This is a genomic window from Blautia sp. AM42-2, from assembly GCF_003480245.1.
GTDB classification, from domain to species: Bacteria; Bacillota; Clostridia; order Lachnospirales; family Lachnospiraceae; genus Fusicatenibacter; species Fusicatenibacter saccharivorans.
Genome location: NZ_QUIM01000006.1, coordinates 153,718 through 170,876 on the forward strand (window position 1 = coordinate 153,718; position 17,159 = coordinate 170,876).

13 protein-coding genes, 1 pseudogene and 1 other annotated feature are annotated in these 17,159 nt (G+C 49.8%); of the genes and pseudogenes, 10 read left to right on the forward strand and 4 right to left on the reverse strand.

Features of this window, described 5'->3' with window-relative positions; translation table 11 throughout:
• The first annotated feature begins 6 nt into the window (after positions 1-6).
• Entirely contained in the window at positions 7-1,047 is a 1,041-nt protein-coding gene (locus tag DW915_RS09050) for a YeiH family protein (protein ID WP_055228018.1), read from the forward strand.
• A 55-nt stretch (positions 1,048-1,102) separates the two neighbouring features.
• Here DW915_RS09050 and DW915_RS09055 read toward each other — a convergent pair whose 3' ends face one another.
• A complete protein-coding gene (locus DW915_RS09055; RefSeq protein WP_118741997.1) occupies positions 1,103-1,918 on the reverse strand; it encodes a Cof-type HAD-IIB family hydrolase in 816 nt (271 codons plus the stop codon).
• 331 nt (positions 1,919-2,249) lie between these two features.
• On the opposite strand from DW915_RS09055, the gene DW915_RS09060 reads away from it, so the two are divergent.
• The 4 genes from DW915_RS09060 (at position 2,250) to DW915_RS09080 (ending at position 6,217) form a co-directional block, all read left to right on the forward strand.
• A complete protein-coding gene (locus tag DW915_RS09060) occupies positions 2,250-3,080 on the forward strand; it encodes an alpha/beta hydrolase (protein WP_055219937.1) in 831 nt (276 codons plus the stop codon).
• A 20-nt stretch (positions 3,081-3,100) separates the two neighbouring features.
• Positions 3,101-3,373, forward strand: coding sequence for a hypothetical protein (locus DW915_RS09065; RefSeq protein ID WP_022461797.1), 273 nt, complete (start codon positions 3,101-3,103; stop codon positions 3,371-3,373).
• A 79-nt stretch (positions 3,374-3,452) separates the two neighbouring features.
• Positions 3,453-3,755: a binding site (T-box leader), on the forward strand.
• 180 nt (positions 3,756-3,935) lie between these two features.
• Positions 3,936-5,639, forward strand: a complete 1,704-nt coding sequence (locus DW915_RS09075; protein WP_022462387.1) for a proline--tRNA ligase — start codon at positions 3,936-3,938, stop codon at positions 5,637-5,639.
• Between the two features lie 74 nt (positions 5,640-5,713).
• Positions 5,714-6,217, forward strand: coding sequence for an NUDIX hydrolase (locus DW915_RS09080; RefSeq protein WP_118741998.1), 504 nt, complete (start codon positions 5,714-5,716; stop codon positions 6,215-6,217).
• Positions 6,218-6,338: 121 nt separating this feature from the next.
• Here the strand turns inward: DW915_RS09080 and DW915_RS09085 are convergent, their stop codons facing one another.
• Together DW915_RS09085 and rfbD are read right to left on the reverse strand one after the other, a co-directional pair.
• Positions 6,339-7,637 (reverse strand): dicarboxylate/amino acid:cation symporter, encoded by a 1,299-nt coding sequence (locus DW915_RS09085; RefSeq protein WP_117509863.1) that lies wholly within the window; start codon positions 7,635-7,637, stop codon positions 6,339-6,341.
• Positions 7,637-8,482, reverse strand: coding sequence for a dTDP-4-dehydrorhamnose reductase (rfbD, locus tag DW915_RS09090; RefSeq protein ID WP_117509864.1), 846 nt, complete (start codon positions 8,480-8,482; stop codon positions 7,637-7,639). Before rfbD ends, DW915_RS09085 begins: the two co-directional genes overlap by 1 nt.
• A 212-nt stretch (positions 8,483-8,694) precedes the next feature.
• Between rfbD and DW915_RS09095 the strand changes: the two genes are divergently transcribed.
• Positions 8,695-10,026, forward strand: coding sequence for an MATE family efflux transporter (locus DW915_RS09095; RefSeq protein ID WP_118742016.1), 1,332 nt, complete (start codon positions 8,695-8,697; stop codon positions 10,024-10,026).
• A 162-nt stretch (positions 10,027-10,188) separates the two neighbouring features.
• Positions 10,189-11,415: a dicarboxylate/amino acid:cation symporter gene (locus DW915_RS09100; protein WP_055267946.1), complete on the forward strand. Its 1,227-nt coding sequence runs from the start codon at positions 10,189-10,191 to the stop codon at positions 11,413-11,415.
• Positions 11,416-11,482: 67 nt separating this feature from the next.
• On the opposite strand, the gene DW915_RS09105 is transcribed toward DW915_RS09100, so the two are convergent.
• A complete protein-coding gene (locus DW915_RS09105; RefSeq protein ID WP_022462381.1) occupies positions 11,483-12,697 on the reverse strand; it encodes a GNAT family N-acetyltransferase in 1,215 nt (404 codons plus the stop codon).
• Between the two features lie 244 nt (positions 12,698-12,941).
• Here DW915_RS09105 and DW915_RS09110 point away from each other — a divergent pair.
• The 3 genes and pseudogenes from DW915_RS09110 to DW915_RS09120 form a co-directional block, all read left to right on the forward strand.
• Positions 12,942-13,658: pseudogene (locus DW915_RS09110) on the forward strand (TIM-barrel domain-containing protein); the annotation flags it as partial.
• A gap of 222 nt (positions 13,659-13,880) precedes the next feature.
• On the forward strand, positions 13,881-15,947 hold the full coding sequence (locus DW915_RS09115) for a diguanylate cyclase (protein WP_243033812.1): 2,067 nt from the start codon (positions 13,881-13,883) through the stop codon (positions 15,945-15,947).
• Positions 15,948-16,216: 269 nt separating this feature from the next.
• A complete protein-coding gene (locus tag DW915_RS09120; RefSeq protein WP_022462671.1) occupies positions 16,217-17,008 on the forward strand; it encodes a shikimate kinase in 792 nt (263 codons plus the stop codon).
• Positions 17,009-17,159: the final 151 nt, after the last annotated feature.

A 17,159-nucleotide genomic window follows, 5' to 3' on the forward strand; every position in this document is an offset into this window, starting at 1 on the left:
CGTATTGTGAAAAACGTAAAGAAACTGATTCCCGGAGCGGCGATTGCACTGGTGATTGCCGCTGCGGCGAAATTCCTGGAAAGCCTGGAGGAGAGTGCCGGACTGCACTTTATCGGGGCGTCGGTCATCGCCATGTTTATCGGTATGATTGTGAATGCCTTTTACAAGCCGAACAGCGTGACAGCGCCGGGAATTAAATTTACATCGAAGAAGATCCTGAAATTTGCGATTATTCTGCTCGGGGCGAGCCTGAATATCCGCACGGTGCTGACGGTCGGAAGATTTTCCCTGACGGTTATGGTATTTACCCTGGCAACGTGCTTTGGCCTCGGCGCACTGATCGGAAAAGCACTTGGACTGAACTGGAAGACGAGCAGCCTCATCAACGCCGGCACGGGTATCTGCGGCGGTTCCGCGATCGCGGCAATCGCGCCGGTCATCGAGGCGACCGATATGGACATTGCCTATGGCCTCTCCGCAACGTTTTTATTTGATACGGTCATGATTGTCGTATTCCCGATTCTCGGTCACTGGATGGGCCTTTCAGATGCCGCGTTTGGCCTCTGGGCCGGAACTGCGGTCAACGATACCTCAAGCGTCGTTGCCACCGGTTACGCATTCAGCGAGGCTGCCGGTGATTTCGCAACCATGGTAAAACTGACACGGACCCTCGCCATCATTCCGGCTGTTCTGGCATTCGCCGCCATCAACGTACATCTGAAACGGAAGGCGCAGGCAGCAGAAGGAACCGCCGTAAAGGTAAGCATCAAATCCATTTTTCCATGGTTTATCTTAGGCTTTCTCGCCATGTCAGCACTGACCTCCTTAGGTCTTATCCCGGCAGGCACAGCAGCCGCATTAAAAACCATCAGCAAATTTCTGATGGTAGCCGCCCTTGCGGCCATCGGCCTGAACACCGATTTCAAATCCCTCTGCCGCTCCGGCGCAAAGCCGATGCTGCACGGATTCATCATTTCGCTGCTGGTAGTCCTGGTAGCGATTGCAGTCGAATTTGCGATCGGCATTGCGCCGCATGGGGTACTGTAAAGAAACAGAGAATTAAAAATCCAGGCATCCGTATAGGATGCCTGGATTTTTTGAATCAAAACGGGTTTGTCGTTTCCTTCAAAAACGTTTTCAGAACCTGCAGCACCCCGTTCTCCCAGTACGGCGGGCAGGTGTGTTTTGCCGAGGCGATGACTTCCGCTCGGGCGTTGGAGACGGCGTAGCTTTCGCCGGCGTTCTGAAGCATCTCGATGTCATTCAGGTTGTCGCCGAAGCAGCAGACTTCGTCTGAGGTAAGGCCGAAGTAGTTCATCAGAAATGAGAGACCGGTCCATTTGCTGACGCCGCGGGCGTTGCAGTCCAACCATTCCTTACCGGCGACAGCGAGTTTTGCCTGATGATTCCACGCCGGGATGAAATTTGGGGAGCAAAGCTCTTCACAGGAGGTTGGATGGTAGATCGTGAATTTGATAATGTCCTCGTTTTCTACCTTCGACAGATCCGGTACTTCGCGGACATCGAAGCCGTAGGAGTCGCGGAGCCAGTGAAACATGCGGCTTCCGGCATCTTCGGCGAGGCAGTAGTCCGGGGTAGCGGCGAAGCAGTCGCAGGACGGAAGTTTGTCGTGTACCATGCGGCACATGGATTTCCAGAGTGCCGTTTCCATCGGATATGTTTTCAAAATCTTTTCCGGTGTGCGCACGACAGTTCCGCCATCGGAGATGTAGAGCAGGCGGTCCTTGATCGGAGCGAAAAGCTTCTGTTCACTGGAAAACTGGCGGCCGGAACAGACAACAAAATAGATGCCCTGGTCGACAAGCCTGGAAACAACAGTCATATATTCCGGGTCGATCAGAAGTGTGCCGTCTTTGACGAGCGTTCCATCGACATCGGTTGCGATCAACTTTATCATAATAGAAAATCTCCTTATCTTGTCACAGAAAAAATTCAAACTATAGCAAGACCAGAAAATAACGCAAAAAAGGCAGTGCTGCAGGGCGCGAATTACAAGGAACGGATTTGAAGGCGTACCGGGGTACGACGAAAATCCGTGACGCAGTAATTCACGTTCTGCAGTGCTGAATTTTTTGCATTATTTTCTGGGATTGCTATAAACATGATTATATCGTGAATTGCTTCGGGGTGCAAGCCGGAACCGGAGGAACGCAAAACTCCACGTTGACGAAACGCAGAAATAAGGCGTAAAATAAAGAAAAATATATATCCACAGGGGGATTTTTATTATGGCATTTATTCAGGTAAGCTTCATGTCAAAAACTTTAATGCGCACCGTACCGCTGCAGGTTATTCTGCCGGTCGACAAATTTACCTTTGGGCAGCCGGAGCGCGAGGAAAAACCGTTTAAAACGCTGTATTTGCTGCATGGCATTTTTGGAAATGAGACAGACTGGGTTCATGGAACCAGAATCCAAAGATGGGCAGAGGAGAAAAACCTTGCCGTTGTCATGCCGGCCGGCGAGAATGCGTTTTATGTGGATCAGCCGTCCATCGGTGCCATGCACGGACAGTTTATCGGAGAAGAACTGGTTGAGATTACAAGAAAAATGTTTCCGCTGTCCAGAAAAAGAGAAGACACCTTTATCGGAGGCCTTTCCATGGGTGGTTTTGGCGCACTCAGAAATGGCTTGAAATATCACGATACCTTCGGGGCTGTGATCTGCCTGTCCGGTGCACTTCATGTGCTGGAAAATCCGGAAGAGAGCAGAGCGGACAGCTTTGCACATGAAGAAGGTTATTTCGGAAATCTGGTCGAAGCAGCAAAGAGTGACAAAAACCCGGCTGTTCTTATCGAGCAGTTAAAGGAAGCACGGAAAAAAGATCCGTCTGTCAATGTGCCGACGGTATTCCAGGCGTGCGGAACAGAGGACGGACTTCTGGAAGTAAACCGTCTCTACCATAAACGGATGGAAGAGAGCGGCATGGACATTGTCTACTATGAGAGCAAGGGTGGCCATGAATGGGATTTCTGGGATGAGTGGATCAAAAAGGCACTGGACTGGCTGCCACTTGAGGAAAAGACGGAAGGCCTGAACAGCGGAAACGTAAATGTTTAAAGGAAAAAGGGAGACAGGCAATGCCAGAAACGAGAAATGACGAATTGTACCGTGCGTTAAAACACAACGGTTACCCGGACGACTTCTGCCGGGAAATTGCATACCGCCAGATGAACACGGACTTTACCGCCACGCGGATGCTCGGCTATCTCTACCGCGTCACAAGCCCGCGCGCCGAGGACGTTGTCGATGAGATGCTGGCTATTTTGAGTGACCGCAAAGCATGGATTGAGAAAAAACAGTCCGAGGAAGCTCAGGCGGCAATCAGCAGAATGTACCGGGAAGGCCTGTAACCTGTGGGGAGTGTCAAGCAGAAAAAGCAGAAGGAACGGGCTTGCATTCTTTTCCGGTTTCTGCTACAATCAGTGCAGTGAAAAAGCGACGAAAAGAAACAGTAGCGACAGAGCGCATTCAGAGAGAAAGCGGCAGGTGAAAGCTTTTTGCAGAATCTATCGTGAACCGGTCTTGGAGCTGTGCACCGAAGAGAAGAAAATCCATCAGGGAAAATTTATTTCGTAGGCTGCACCGGGATCTCCCGTTACAGAGAAGGTACAGAGAGCAGAGATCACGCGTATTACAAAATACAAAAATCGTGGGGTACAAATGCTCTGTGTCAGAGTGCAGGAGTTTTCCTGAATTTAGGTGGTACCGCGGATAAAAAAATTCGCCCTAAACTGCAGCTTGCGGTTTAGGGCTTTTTTGTTTGAAAACGAAGCATCGCATTCTCGTTACTTCAGTGATGAGTTAGGTGCGTAAAATGTTGTATAAAAGCTTAAAATCGGACAGGCTGGAATGTTCTCGCGTCTGGAAGATTTCAGATGTTGAAAATCCAAAAAACAAGGAGGAAATCAGAAAATGAAACTTGAAAAATTAGTAGGAGAGCGCTTCAAAGAAAGACCTGCTGACTGTGTCATCGACAGCCATGCTATTATGGTAAAAGGCGGATACATCAAATATATGGCAAACGGAATCTATTCTTCCTATCTGCCGCTGCGCCGCATTGTGCGCAAAATCGAGCAGATCCTGCGCGAGGAGATGGACAAAATCGACGGCCAGGAAGTGCAGTTCCCGGTTGTCATGCCGGCTTCTCTGTGGGATGAGTCTGGCCGTTACGATAGCATCGGCGATGAGCTGCTGCGTTTCACCGATCGCAACAATGCCAAAATGGTACTCGGCATGACCCACGAGGAGGCAGCCGTACATCTCGTTCGCGAGTATGCACAGAGCTACACCAAATATCCGTTTATGATCTATCAGATCCAGACAAAATTCCGTGATGAGGCCCGTCCGAGAGCCGGCCTGATCCGTGTGCGTGAGTTTACGATGAAGGATGCTTACTCCTTCCATACCAGCCAGGAAGATCTGGAGCAGTATTACGAGAAATGCCACGCAGCATACGAGCGTATCTTCGAGCGTGTCGGCGTGCCGGAGGTGGTATCTGTCAAATCCGATTCCGGTATGATGGGCGGCAACATCTCCCATGAGTTCATGCTTCTGACTCCGGTCGGAGAGGATTCCATCGTTCTGTGTGATTCCTGCGATTACAGAGCCAACATGGAGGCAGCTGAGAATATTTCCGACATCGCAAGAGACGCAGAATCCGCTGCACTCGAAAAGGTTTATACACCGAACGTCCACACCATTGAAGACGTCTGCAATTTCTTCGGAGACGAGACAAAGAACTCCTGCAAAGCCGTTGTTTATCAGCAGAATGTTGATGATAAATACGTTGTCCTTTTCATCCGCGGTGATCTCGAAGTCAACGAGACGAAGCTGGTCAACTTCCTCGGCGAGCAGGTTCACGCAGCTGTGATTACCGAAGAATGCGGCCTGAACGCAGGCTACATCGGACCGGTGAACCTGAAGGTGAACGGAGATGCCGTTGTTCTCTATGATAAATCCCTCGAGGGAAGAAACAACCTTTCCTGCGGAGCCAACGAGGCAGAGCATCATTACAAAGGACTCGATATGGAGCGCGACGTTCCGAATGCCGAGTATCACGATTTTGCAAAAATCCAGGAGGGCGGCATCTGCCCGAAATGCGGCAAAAAGACCGTGAAGATCTCCAGAGGTATCGAGGTCGGAAATATCTTCCAGCTTGGAACCAAATATACAAAATCCATGAATATGACCTATGTCGATGCAAATGGCGAGAGCAAGACCCCGATCATGGGATGCTACGGTATCGGTGTCGGCCGTCTGGCAGCATCGGTCTGCGAGGCACATCACGATGAGTACGGCCCGATCTGGCCGAAAGCTATCGCTCCGTGGCAGGTACACCTCTGTGCAGTCCGCGTCGATGACGAGGAAGTCAGAGCATATGCGGACAAGCTGTACGAGGATCTGCAGAATGCAGGCATCGAAGTGATTTACGACGACAGAAGCGTCAGAGCCGGCGTAATGTTTGCCGATGCCGACCTGCTCGGCATTCCGTTGCGCATCATCGTAAGCCCGAAAAACATGAAACAGGGCGTTGTCGAGGTTGCATCCCGCGATAAGACTCTGAAAACACAGATTCCGCTGGAAAATGTGATGGAAGAGATTAAACAGTATCTGTAATGATTTATAACCATGCGAAAGGGAAGAAAAATCGAGATGGGGCTCGGAAGAAGTTCGACAGGAGAAAACACGATATGGAACTCTGGGATATCTATGATGAAAACAAACAGCCGACCGGCCGCACGATGAAACGGAATGACTGGCATATGAAGCCGGGCGAGTTTCACCTGACGGTGCTCGGCGTAATCGCAAGACCGGACGGAACCTTTCTTATCACAAAACGTGTCATGACGAAAGCCTGGGCACCGGGCTGGTGGGAGGTTTCCGGCGGCGCGGCACAGGCAGGAGAGAGCTCCTGGGAGGCCGTGCGCCGTGAGGTCAGAGAGGAAACCGGACTCGATGTGAGCAAGGCTGACGGCGGTTATCTCTTTACCTACCGGCGCATCAACCCGGATGAGGGAGACAATTACTTTGTCGATGTCTATCGCTTCGTGATGGATGTCAAAGACGAAGATCTCCATCTTCAGGAGGAAGAAACAGACGGCTACCGTTTTGCTACGTTGGACGAAATCAAAGGGTACGCCGCAGAAGGTAAATTCCTGCATTACGACAGCATCCGCCAGGCATTTGAACTGTAACAGAAAAATAAGATAAGAAAAACGCGTTCCCGCCGGAAACCACAGGGGTTTCCGATGGGAACGCGTTTTCTTAGCCTTAGAGCGTGTCTGAAAAAGGCTTTTCGCAAGCAGTTTATTGCAGTTAATTGCGATTGAATACTTCGCGGTTGAGCGCCTTTTCCTGATGGCTGACAATCGTTGTGCAGACAGCATCGCCTGTGATGTTGACTGCGGTACGCAGCATATCGAGAATACGGTCGATACCCATGATAAGAGCGATACCCTCCGTTGGCAGTCCGACGGAATTCAGCACCATAGCCAGGGTAACAAGGCCGACGCTTGGGATACCGGCGGTACCGATGGAAGCCAGTGTTGCGGTAACAACAACCGTTGCGAGGTTTGCCGGGGTCAGATGAATACCGTACGCCTCTGCGATGAAGATGACAGCGACACCCTGCATAATGGAGGTACCATCCATGTTGATGGTTGCGCCGAGCGGAATGGTGAACGAAGAGATCTGTTTCGAGACACCCATCTTTTTGTTCAGCGTATCAATCGACATCGGGATTGTCGCGTTGGAGGTTGCGGTGGAAAATGCAAATCCCATAACTGGAAGGAATTTCTTCACGAATTTAATCGGATTCAGCCGTGTGAATACGAACAGAAGAACCTGATAAATGACGAAGCACTGCAGTGCCAGCGCCAGTGTTACATTTCCCATGTATTTCAGCATCGGTGCGAACGCAGAAAAGCCGACCGTTGCAAAGGTACGTGCAATCAGACAGAAAACGCCGACCGGGGCCACCTTCATGACCGTCATGGTCATTTCCATCATGACATCGTTAAACTGACTGATAAAGTTGGAAACGACCGAAGCGCGGTTTCCGAGCTTTGCCAGCATTACGCCGACAAACAGGGCGAATACGATGATGGGAAGCATATCGCCGTTTGCCATGGAACCAATCGGGTTCTTCGGGATGATGTTGAGCAGTGTATCCACCAGGCTGACGCTGGAATCTGCTGCTGTCGAGGACAGGTCGGCTTTCTGAACCGCACTCATGTTAAGTCCGAGCCCCGGGTGAATGAGCAGGGCGGTTCCAAGTGCGATGCAGACGGCAAGTGCTGTGGTAACAAGGTAAAAGCCGATCGTTTTTACGCCGACCTTTCCGAGGGTTTTGCTGTCTCCGATGGACATACTTCCGCAGACGAGGGAGCAGAAGACAAGCGGTACGACAAGCATCTGCATCAGGCGGATAAAGCCCTGTCCGATGACATACAGCACACCTTCTACGATGACGGTGTCCTTGATATAGCTGGACGGGATCCAATAGTGAATCACTACGCCGAGCAGCGCACCGGCCAGCAGGGCAATAAAAATCTGGGTGGAAAGCCCGAGCTTCTTTTTTGACTTTTCCGTTGTTTCTTTTCTGTTTCGGACCATTATTCGATTCCTCCGGTTTCTTCGAGATATTCTTTCAGTGCCGTTTTCCAGTCGAGCGGCTCAGGAATACCGGTCAGGCGGAGCATCATGTTGTCCAGAACAGAATAGGTCGGGCGGACATCATCGCGTGCGACAACCGGGTAGAGATCAAGGTCACCGGTTTTTCCGGTATACTCGAGGATGGTTCTTGCAAACTCATAGCGGCTGCAGCTTCCGGGGCAGACAACGTGGTACAGACCATACTCCTCGCTGTCGATAAAGTGGCAGATCACGCGTGCAAGCTCAAAAGCACTGGTCGGAGCCGCATACTGGTTGTTTGGAACCTCCATCGTGCCGCCTTTTGCCGCATTGCGGAGTACTTCATCCACAAAATCGCGGCCGATCCCGTAAATCCAGGAGCTTCGGATGATGACAAAGCGGTTCAAAAGCTGTGTCAGGATTTTCTCTCCGGCCTCTTTTGATTTTCCGTAGATCGTACGCGGATGCACGGTATCAAACTCGTTGTACGGGATGCGGGATTCCTTGTCGAAGACGTCATCCGTTGAGATCTGAATAACCTTTGCGTCGATATCATTGGCGGCAAGCGCTACGTTGCGCACACCGATGGCATTGACACGATAGGCTTCGTCGATGTTTTTTTCACACTCGGCAACGTCGGTCATACCGGCGCAGTTGATGATAACGTCGGGACGGTTGACATAAACGAACTGTGTGACTTCATCGATTTTGGTAATATCAACCTCGTGAATATCCGTTGGAAGAAGCTGATATTCCACACCCTCCAGCAGTTCCAGAAGGGCAGTACCGATGTGGCCTTCGGCACCTGTAATCCATATTTTTTTCATAGGTTCTCTCCTGTCCTTGATTTATATACAGAAAAACTGTAATTGTATTTATTTTACCTGTGGACTTTACAGAAGTCAATAAATTATGGAAAGTCTCTGTGCAGAACCGGAAAAAAGTGGTATCATTTCTGTATATGTCTGCGGTGTAAGACTGCATATCTGCTACAAAAGAAGGAGGAGTATTTTTGAAAAAGAACAAATATGAAATCGACATGTGCAACGGCACGATTATGGACAAGCTGATTTCCTTTTCGCTGCCGCTGATGGTGTCCGGCATTCTGCAGCTGATGTTCAACGCGGTGGATATCATCGTCGTCGGACGGTTCAGCGGAAGCCAGGCGCTTGCGGCTGTCGGATCGACAACGGCACTCATCAACGTGTTCATCAACCTGTTTATGGGAATCTCGCTCGGTGCGAATGTGCTTGCGGCGCGGTATTATGCAGCGGGGCGCGACCGGGAGATGTCGGAAACGGTACATACATCGATCATGCTGGCGCTGATCAGCGGCGTTGTGATGGCGTTTGTGGGCGTATTTTTTGCAAAAGGCGCGCTGGAGCTGATGGATACACCGGCGGATGTCATTGATCAGTCGGCATTGTATATGAGAATTTACTTTATGGGAATGCCGTTTTTCATGCTGTACAACTACGGTGCGGCGATTCTGCGTGCCGTCGGCGACACGAAGCGGCCGCTGTATTTCCTGATTGTATCGGGTGTGATCAACGCTGGTCTGAATATGTTCCTCGTGATCGTGTTCAGTCTCGACGTGGCAGGTGTGGCGATTGCAACGGTGGTTTCGCAGGCGATCTCCTGCGTGCTGGTTCTGCGGTGCCTCTATAAGAGCGAGGGAAGTTATCAGCTCCGGTTTTCGAAGCTGTGCCTGAAAAAGGATTACATCATCCCGATTTTCCAGGTCGGCATCCCGGCGGGTATTCAGAGTACCGTCATCAACTTCTCGAACGTGCTGCTGCAGTCATCCGTCAATTCCTTCGGTTCGATTGCAATGGCAGGCTACACGGCGGCCAACAATGTGCTGGGATTTTTATACACCTCAGTCAACTCCGTCACCCAGGCGTGCATGAGCTTCACAAGCCAGAACTACGGTGTCGGAAAATACAAACGAATGGATAAGGTGCTGATCGACTGCCTGATTCTCTCCAGCGGCATGGCACTGGTGATGGGTGGCGGCGCGTATCTGTTCGGTACGGAAATCCTGCAGATTTACACCGGGGACCCGGAGGTTATCCGCTGCGGTATGGAAATTCTGTCGATCACGACGGTTCCGTATTTCCTCTGCGGCATCATGGACCTCTTCCCGGGAGCCCTGCGCGGTATGGGATGCTCGGCGGTGCCGATGATTCTGTCCGTCATCGGAACGGTCGGAACGCGAATCGTGTGGATCTTCGGCATTTTCCCGCAGCACCGCTCGCTGTATGTGCTGTTCATTTCGTATCCGGGATCGTGGATCATCACGATTATCATGCAGGTGATCTGCTATCTGATTGTGCGGAAGAAAGTCCACAGCCGGACAGCAGCCGTATAAAAAAGAAAAAAAAGACCAAAAGCCAGAAAAACCGCGGATAAATCCATTTTTAAGTGGAATTATCCGCGGTTGTGTGATAAGATGGCTGTATGCGAAGAGGCAGGTAGAAGATACAGGGACACCTGCCTCTTACTCTGTGAAAAAGGAGAGAAGAGAGAACATATGAAAAAGTTTTATGCATGGTATCAGAAGCATATTACAGGTGCGATCTTTACCGGACTGATTCTCGGTATCTTAACCGGACTTCTTCTGGCGGACCGCTTTACGCCGATTCTGACCGTAACCGGCGTCATCGGCGGCATCTACATGAACGCCTTGAATATGATGATTTTCCCGATGGTATTCTGCTCAATTGTCATGGGTATCTGCAGCATCGGAAATGCAAAAACGACAGGTAAGATCACCGGCTACTCGATGATTTTCTTCCTGTGCACCACCGCGATTGCAAGTGCAGTCGGCATTATCATTCCAAGACTGATCCGCCTCGGAAAGGGAGTCCATTTTGAGATGGCAACTTCCGATATCCAGGCGACCGAGATGACCAGCATCCTCGACACGATCAAAAACCTGATCCCGTCCAACCCGGTGAAGGCGTTTGCGGAGGGCAACATGCTCCAGGTACTCGTGTTCGCTGTCGTTGTCGGCTTTACGCTGATTGCGGTCGGAGAGAAGGGACAGCCGCTCTTAAACGTGATCAACTCCCTGAATGAGGTCTGTTTAAAAGTCATCAGCACCGTTATGTACTTCACCCCGATCGGTGTCTTCTGTACGATCGTGCCGGTTGTCGAGGCAAACGGAACCAAAACCATCGTTTCCTTGGCAACCCAGCTCATCATTCTGTATGTGGCATTCTATGGATTTGCGATCGTCGTCTACGGCGGCGCTGTAAAACTCATCGGAAAGACGAGTCCGGTCAAGTTCTTTAAGGCGATCATGCCGGCAGCCCTGAATGCATTCGGAACATGTTCCAGTTCCGCGACGATCCCAATCAGCAAGCGCTGTGTCGAGAAAGAACTCGGCGTTTCGAACCAGATCAGCAGTATCGCAATCCCGCTCGGTGCCACCGTCAATATGGATGCGGTATCGATCCTGATGTCGTTTATGATCATGTTCTTCGCAAATGCCTGCGGCATCAACGTCAGCATTTCGATGATGGTGATCATTCTGCTTGCCAACGTCCTGCTTTCTGTCGGAACACCGGGTATCCCGGGCGGCGCGATCGCATCATTCGCAGCACTCGCCACGATGGCAGGTCTTCCGGCCGGCGTCATGGGCGTTTACATCAGCATCAACACACTGTGTGACATGGGTGCCACATGCGTCAACGTCATCGGCGATATGGCAGGCTGCGTTGTGCTGCAGGAGAAAATCAAACTGGAAGAAAACTAAAAAATGTTACATAGAAAAAGAGGGATTCCTTTCACGGGAGTCCCTCTTTTGCAATGCGTAAAATAAATTAAATATAGTCCGAAACATATGGAATATGGTGGAAGAGCAGGTCATCCAGGCATTCCACAGTCTGCGGCGTCGTTTCGATGCGCGCCATCTCATACAGCTTGGAAGCCGTCTTGTAGCCGAGCAGCAGTGTCGTGAGCGATGCGATCGTCATTTTCATCACATGGTCCGGCTCGCGGTCGGTCGGCACACAGTGTCCTTTTTCAAAGAAGAATGTGAAGCTGTCATTGTTCCACGGAAGCAGCTCATCCTCGATCTCAAAACGGATACACACATCCGGCTCGTCCGGGTCGCAGGCGTAATGTTCCATAAACTGCACGACATCGATGATACGCCCCATCGAGTACGGGCGAATCGTTTCTTTGATATCGCTGTCCTCAAGCTCGAACGCGATGGGTTCACTGTAGTAGTTATTTCCTTTGACCTCATCGATCATGGAATCGTGCGCATGAATATACTCCCAGAGTCCCAGCTGCGCTTCGCGGTTCAGATAGATCATCTCTTTGATATGCATGATATCGGAGCTGATCAGATAGACCATGTAGCCGTACGGCACATCATCAGCGGAATAGTAGATCGCAACGACGGTATCATCCTCATCCCAGCGGAAATATTCTTCCCACGCCAGATTGTTGCGGTAGAGGCAGCCGTGCGTCTTCGAAGCAAATTTGGTATGTAGTTCCTTGAAATCCTTGTCATCCCATGCCACGCGGCGCACATAGCCAGGGGCTTTGAGTTTCCGCGGCACCTGCGTGTCCTTGATGGTGTACGTCATCTTATTGGAAATGATTTCCCATCCGAGATTCCGGTAGAGCGGAATAGAGTAGGGATAGAGAAGCGCAAAGGAACGGTGGTTTTCCCGCATGCGCGTGAGACTCCGGATCATCAGCTTTTTCATGATGCCCTGGCCGGTGTATTCCGGGTAGGTGCAGACGCTGGTGACAAAACCGACGGGATAGCGGACACCGTAGATATTCATGTCCAGCGGATAAACCGCGAACTGTGATACCAGATCCTCCTCGCAGAAACAGCCGAGCACATCGGCACGGACGAGAACCGGGAATTTGGACTGCTTGATTTCATCGTCTTTCCATCCGCTTTCGGAAAGCTCCTGCTCTGTAACCTGAAAGGCGTAGCGCAGAAGTGCATTGTACTGCTCTGCGTCGTCGATGGTCAGCGGGCGGAAGGTTAAGTTCGAATCTTTCGTTTGAATCATGGATTACTCCCTCATTTTATTGTGAATCAAAGTATAGTGAATCAGATACTTTATTTTTTCGTAAATATTCTATCATAAGAAATGGAATTTGTGCAGTTAAAAATAAAGCCCATTCCGCAAATTTGGTAAAAAGATCAAAATAGTGTTAGAAATCGGATAAAAACTTCAAGAAACAGACAAAAAAATCTAATAAAATGAAAAACATACAGGGACAGTCTGCGCGAAAAAGCAGACATACGATTTCCAGGGTGACTGCGTTGAGATCGACGTGTTCAATCCGGAGACAAGAAAATATGTCTGGGACGTATGCAAGAAGAACTACTACGATTACGGCATCAATGCTTTCTGGCTGGATAACTCCGAGCCGGATTACGGTGTTTACGATTTCGATCATTACCGCTATATTGAAGGACCGGCGCTCTCCTGCAGCAACATCTATCCGCAATTATACAGCCGTGTCTTCTATGATAATATGAAAGATTTAGGCGACGTTCCGAGTACCTTTGAAGCTTTCTACGATCAGTTACAGGCAGGTCTTAACATGGGTCTTGCCGGAATTCCGTGGTGGACAACCGATATCGGCGGTTTCATGACAGACGATGTCAACGATCCGGACTTCCAGCAGCTTCTGATCCGCTGGTATGAGTTTGCAGTATATTCCGCTGTCCTCCGTATGCATGGCGACCGCGGCCCATACAACATTCCGATGCTCGACGACCGTGATTTCGGCGGCGGCTGCCTGCACACTGGCCAGCCGAACGAGCTCTGGAGCTACGGCGAAGAGAACTATAAGATCATGAAGAAATACTATGATATCCGGATCGAGATGCATGATTACATCAAAAAAACTGTACGACGAGGCATCCGAGAACGTACAAGGGACGGAAAAGTCTATGAAGGCGGCCAGACGATCCACGCCGATGCACCGATCGATTCGATCCCGGTATTTAAACGAAAATAGTTAAGTAAGAAGAAAAAACCGACCGCGTAAAACCGGTCGGTTTTTTTGGAATAAATTTCCATTACAGGACGGTTTTTGTACACTTTTTTCTTGACGAAACGGGAAACAATCGTTACACTATTATGTATAACTGTAATTAAAATGGGAAAATGTAGCAAAACGCGGAAGCACACAAAGGGGTAATGAAGTTTTGTGTGTACCGGGGAGAAGAGAGGGAAACAGATGAATCAGACCGAATTGCCGGAATGTGAAAAAATAAATAAGAAAGAGCCTTCTAAGGATGTTCAGATGACACAGGAACAGGCAGACCGTCTGGTGGAACATCTGAAGAATGTTTTCATGTATGTGCGGGTTCTCCGTCCGGATGAGATCGGAGATTTTATTATCGATGAAGAGAATGGCAAGCTGTGTGAATGCTACACAGTATGGAACAAAGCGATGCCGTGCCTTAACTGTATTTCCGAAAAAGCCCTGCGGGAGAAATCGCAGAAATCAAAACTGGAATGCATTGCGTCGAATGTGTATCAGGTCATTGCAAGATACGTGGAGATCGAAGGAGAACCATGCGTGATCGAGATGATCAACCGTCTCGACGATGAAACACTGATGGACTCCGAAGGACGCCAGAATCTGGTAAGCAAGCTGAACAGCTACAGCGAAGAGCTGTATCGTGACGCGCTGACCGGAGTATTCAACCGCCGCTACTTCGAAGACCAGATCCGGGACGCCAGCTTTTGCTGCGGCGTAGCCATGATCGATCTCGATGATTTCAAATTATACAACGATACATACGGCCACAATGCCGGAGATATGGCGCTTGACACCATTGTAAAGACCGTCAACCGCTGCACCCGACGTACCGACCGTCTGATCCGCTTAGGAGGAGACGAATTTCTGCTGGTTCTGCCGGAGATGGATGAGGAAAACTTTGTACAGAAATTAAAACAGATTCAGTCACAGATCCATGAGGCACAGGTGCCGGGCTACTCGAAGATGCGTCTTTCCGTCAGCGTAGGAGGTGTTCTGACAAGAGATGAGACGATCGGCGAAGCTGCGATGCGTGCCGACCAGCTGATGTATCTTGCGAAACAACGGAAAAACATGGTTGTCACCGAGAAAGACCAGATCCTGGGTTGTCAGGACGATGTTGTCCGTCAGGAAAACCGCAGAGAAAAACAGCGCATCCTGATCGTGGATGATTCCGAGATGAACCGTATCATCCTCTCGGAGATTCTGCAGGATGAATACGATATCATCGAGGCTTCCACCGGCGAAGAGTGCCTGCGTCTGCTGGAAGAATACGGAACAGGCCTTGCGCTGATCCTTCTGGATATCGTCATGCCGGGCATGGACGGTTTCGGAGTGCTTGACTACATGAACCGCAACCACTGGATCGAAGAGGTTCCGGTCATCATGATATCGAGCGAGGATTCCACCGCATTTGTGCGCCGTGCGTATGAGCAGGGCGTATCCGATTATATCAGTCGTCCGTTTGATGCAAAAGTTGTTTACCAGCGTGTCTTCAATACGATCAAATTATATGCAAAACAGCGCCGTCTCGTGACGCTCGTCACCGAGCAGATTTACGAAAAAGAGAAAAACAATCAGATGATGATCAGTATCCTGAGCCATATCATGGAATTCCGGAATGGCGAGAGCGGACTTCATGTCCACCACATCAACGTTCTGACCAGTATGCTCCTCGAGCGTCTGGTACAGAAGACAGACCGCTACCACTTAAGCTGGTCCGATCAGCTGATGATCACAACGGCATCCGCGCTGCACGATATCGGAAAGATGGGCATTGACGAGAACATTTTAAATAAGCCGGGAAGGCTGACGAAAGAAGAGTTCGAGGAGATGAAGAAACATACCCTGATCGGAGCGTCCATGCTGAAGAGCCTGGAACTGTATCAGGACGAGAAGCTGGTACAGATTGCGTACCAGATCTGTCGCTGGCATCATGAGCGGTACGACGGAAAGGGTTACCCGGACGGCTTAAAAGGTGAGGAGATCCCGATTGCAGCCCAGGTTGTATCGATTGCCGATGTTTACGATGCGCTGACAAGCGAGCGTGTCTACAAATCGGCATACACGCACGAGAAAGCCATCGAGATGATCCTGAACGGCGAGTGCGGTACCTTCAGCCCGCTGATGCTCGAGTGTCTGCTCGATATCAAAGATGCCATCTGCGAGGAGCTGAACACCATATCCGAAGAAAAACAGACTTCGATTCAGATTGAAAAGCTGAAAAAGAATCTGAAATCGGGGGGGGGGGGGCAGAGCTGAGTTTTCTGAACTCTGATGAAAAGTTATCCACAGAAGATGCCCGGGAGAACAGGTATCATGCGGATTCGAAAGACGATCTTAAATAAAAATATACCAAAACCCATGGATTTCTGAAAAGATTCCATGGGCTTTTCGCACTTTTGTGCAAATTTTTGTTGTGATTCCGGAGGACAACTGCTATAATAACAGAAAATGTCAAAAAATACGACAAAAATACCGGAAGAGGGCTGTGCGAACAAGTACACACAAGTCTGGAAAGGATAAATATCATGAATCAGTTGGAAGTATTACGAGAGAGCCTTGGACAGTGCGATGAGATTATTCTGGATGCACTGCTGATGAGAAACCGTATTGTCGAGGACATTATGGTATATAAAGAAGCAAATAACGTGCCGATTCTCCAGCCGGAGCAGGAAGCAAAACAGAAGGAATGGCTGGAACGCCGGATGCAGGAAAAACGCCATAAAAACGAAGTGGCGGATGTTTTCGAGAGCATCACAAGAAACAGTAAAAAGATTCAGGCAAGAAAGCTGTTCAATTATAATATTGTACTGATTGGCTTCATGGGAGCCGGAAAGAGCACCATTTCCGATTATCTCAAAACCGTGTTTGCCATGGATATCATCGAGATGGATCAGATCATCGCAGAGCGTGCCGGTATGAGCATCTCCGATATTTTCGAGACTTACGGCGAACAGTATTTCCGTGACTGCGAGACGAATCTTCTGATCGAAATGCAGTCGAGAACAAACGTTGTCATTTCGTGCGGCGGCGGAACTCCGATGCGTGAGTGCAACGTTGTAGAGATGAAAAAGAACGGCCGCGTTGTTCTTCTGACTGCAAAGCCGGAGACGATTTTAGACCGTGTCAAAGACAGCCACGACAGACCGCTGATTGAGAACAACAAAACCGTTCCGTTTATCGCAGATCTGATGAGCAAGCGCCGTGAAAAATACGAGGCCGCAGCCGACATTATCATCGAGACGGACGGAAAGAGCGAGCTGGAGATCTGTGAGGAGCTGATCCACAGCCTGCGGCAAATGGATGCAAAAGCGGAATAAAAGAGAAAAGCAAGGGAAAAAGGAAAAGAGACTGCTGTATGTAACGGCGGTCTCTTTCTTTTTTGCGTAACCGTGACACAAAAAACAGAAAACGCAAAATTTACGGGAAAAGGATTGACAAAACAGATATTTCCCGATATTCTGATAAAAG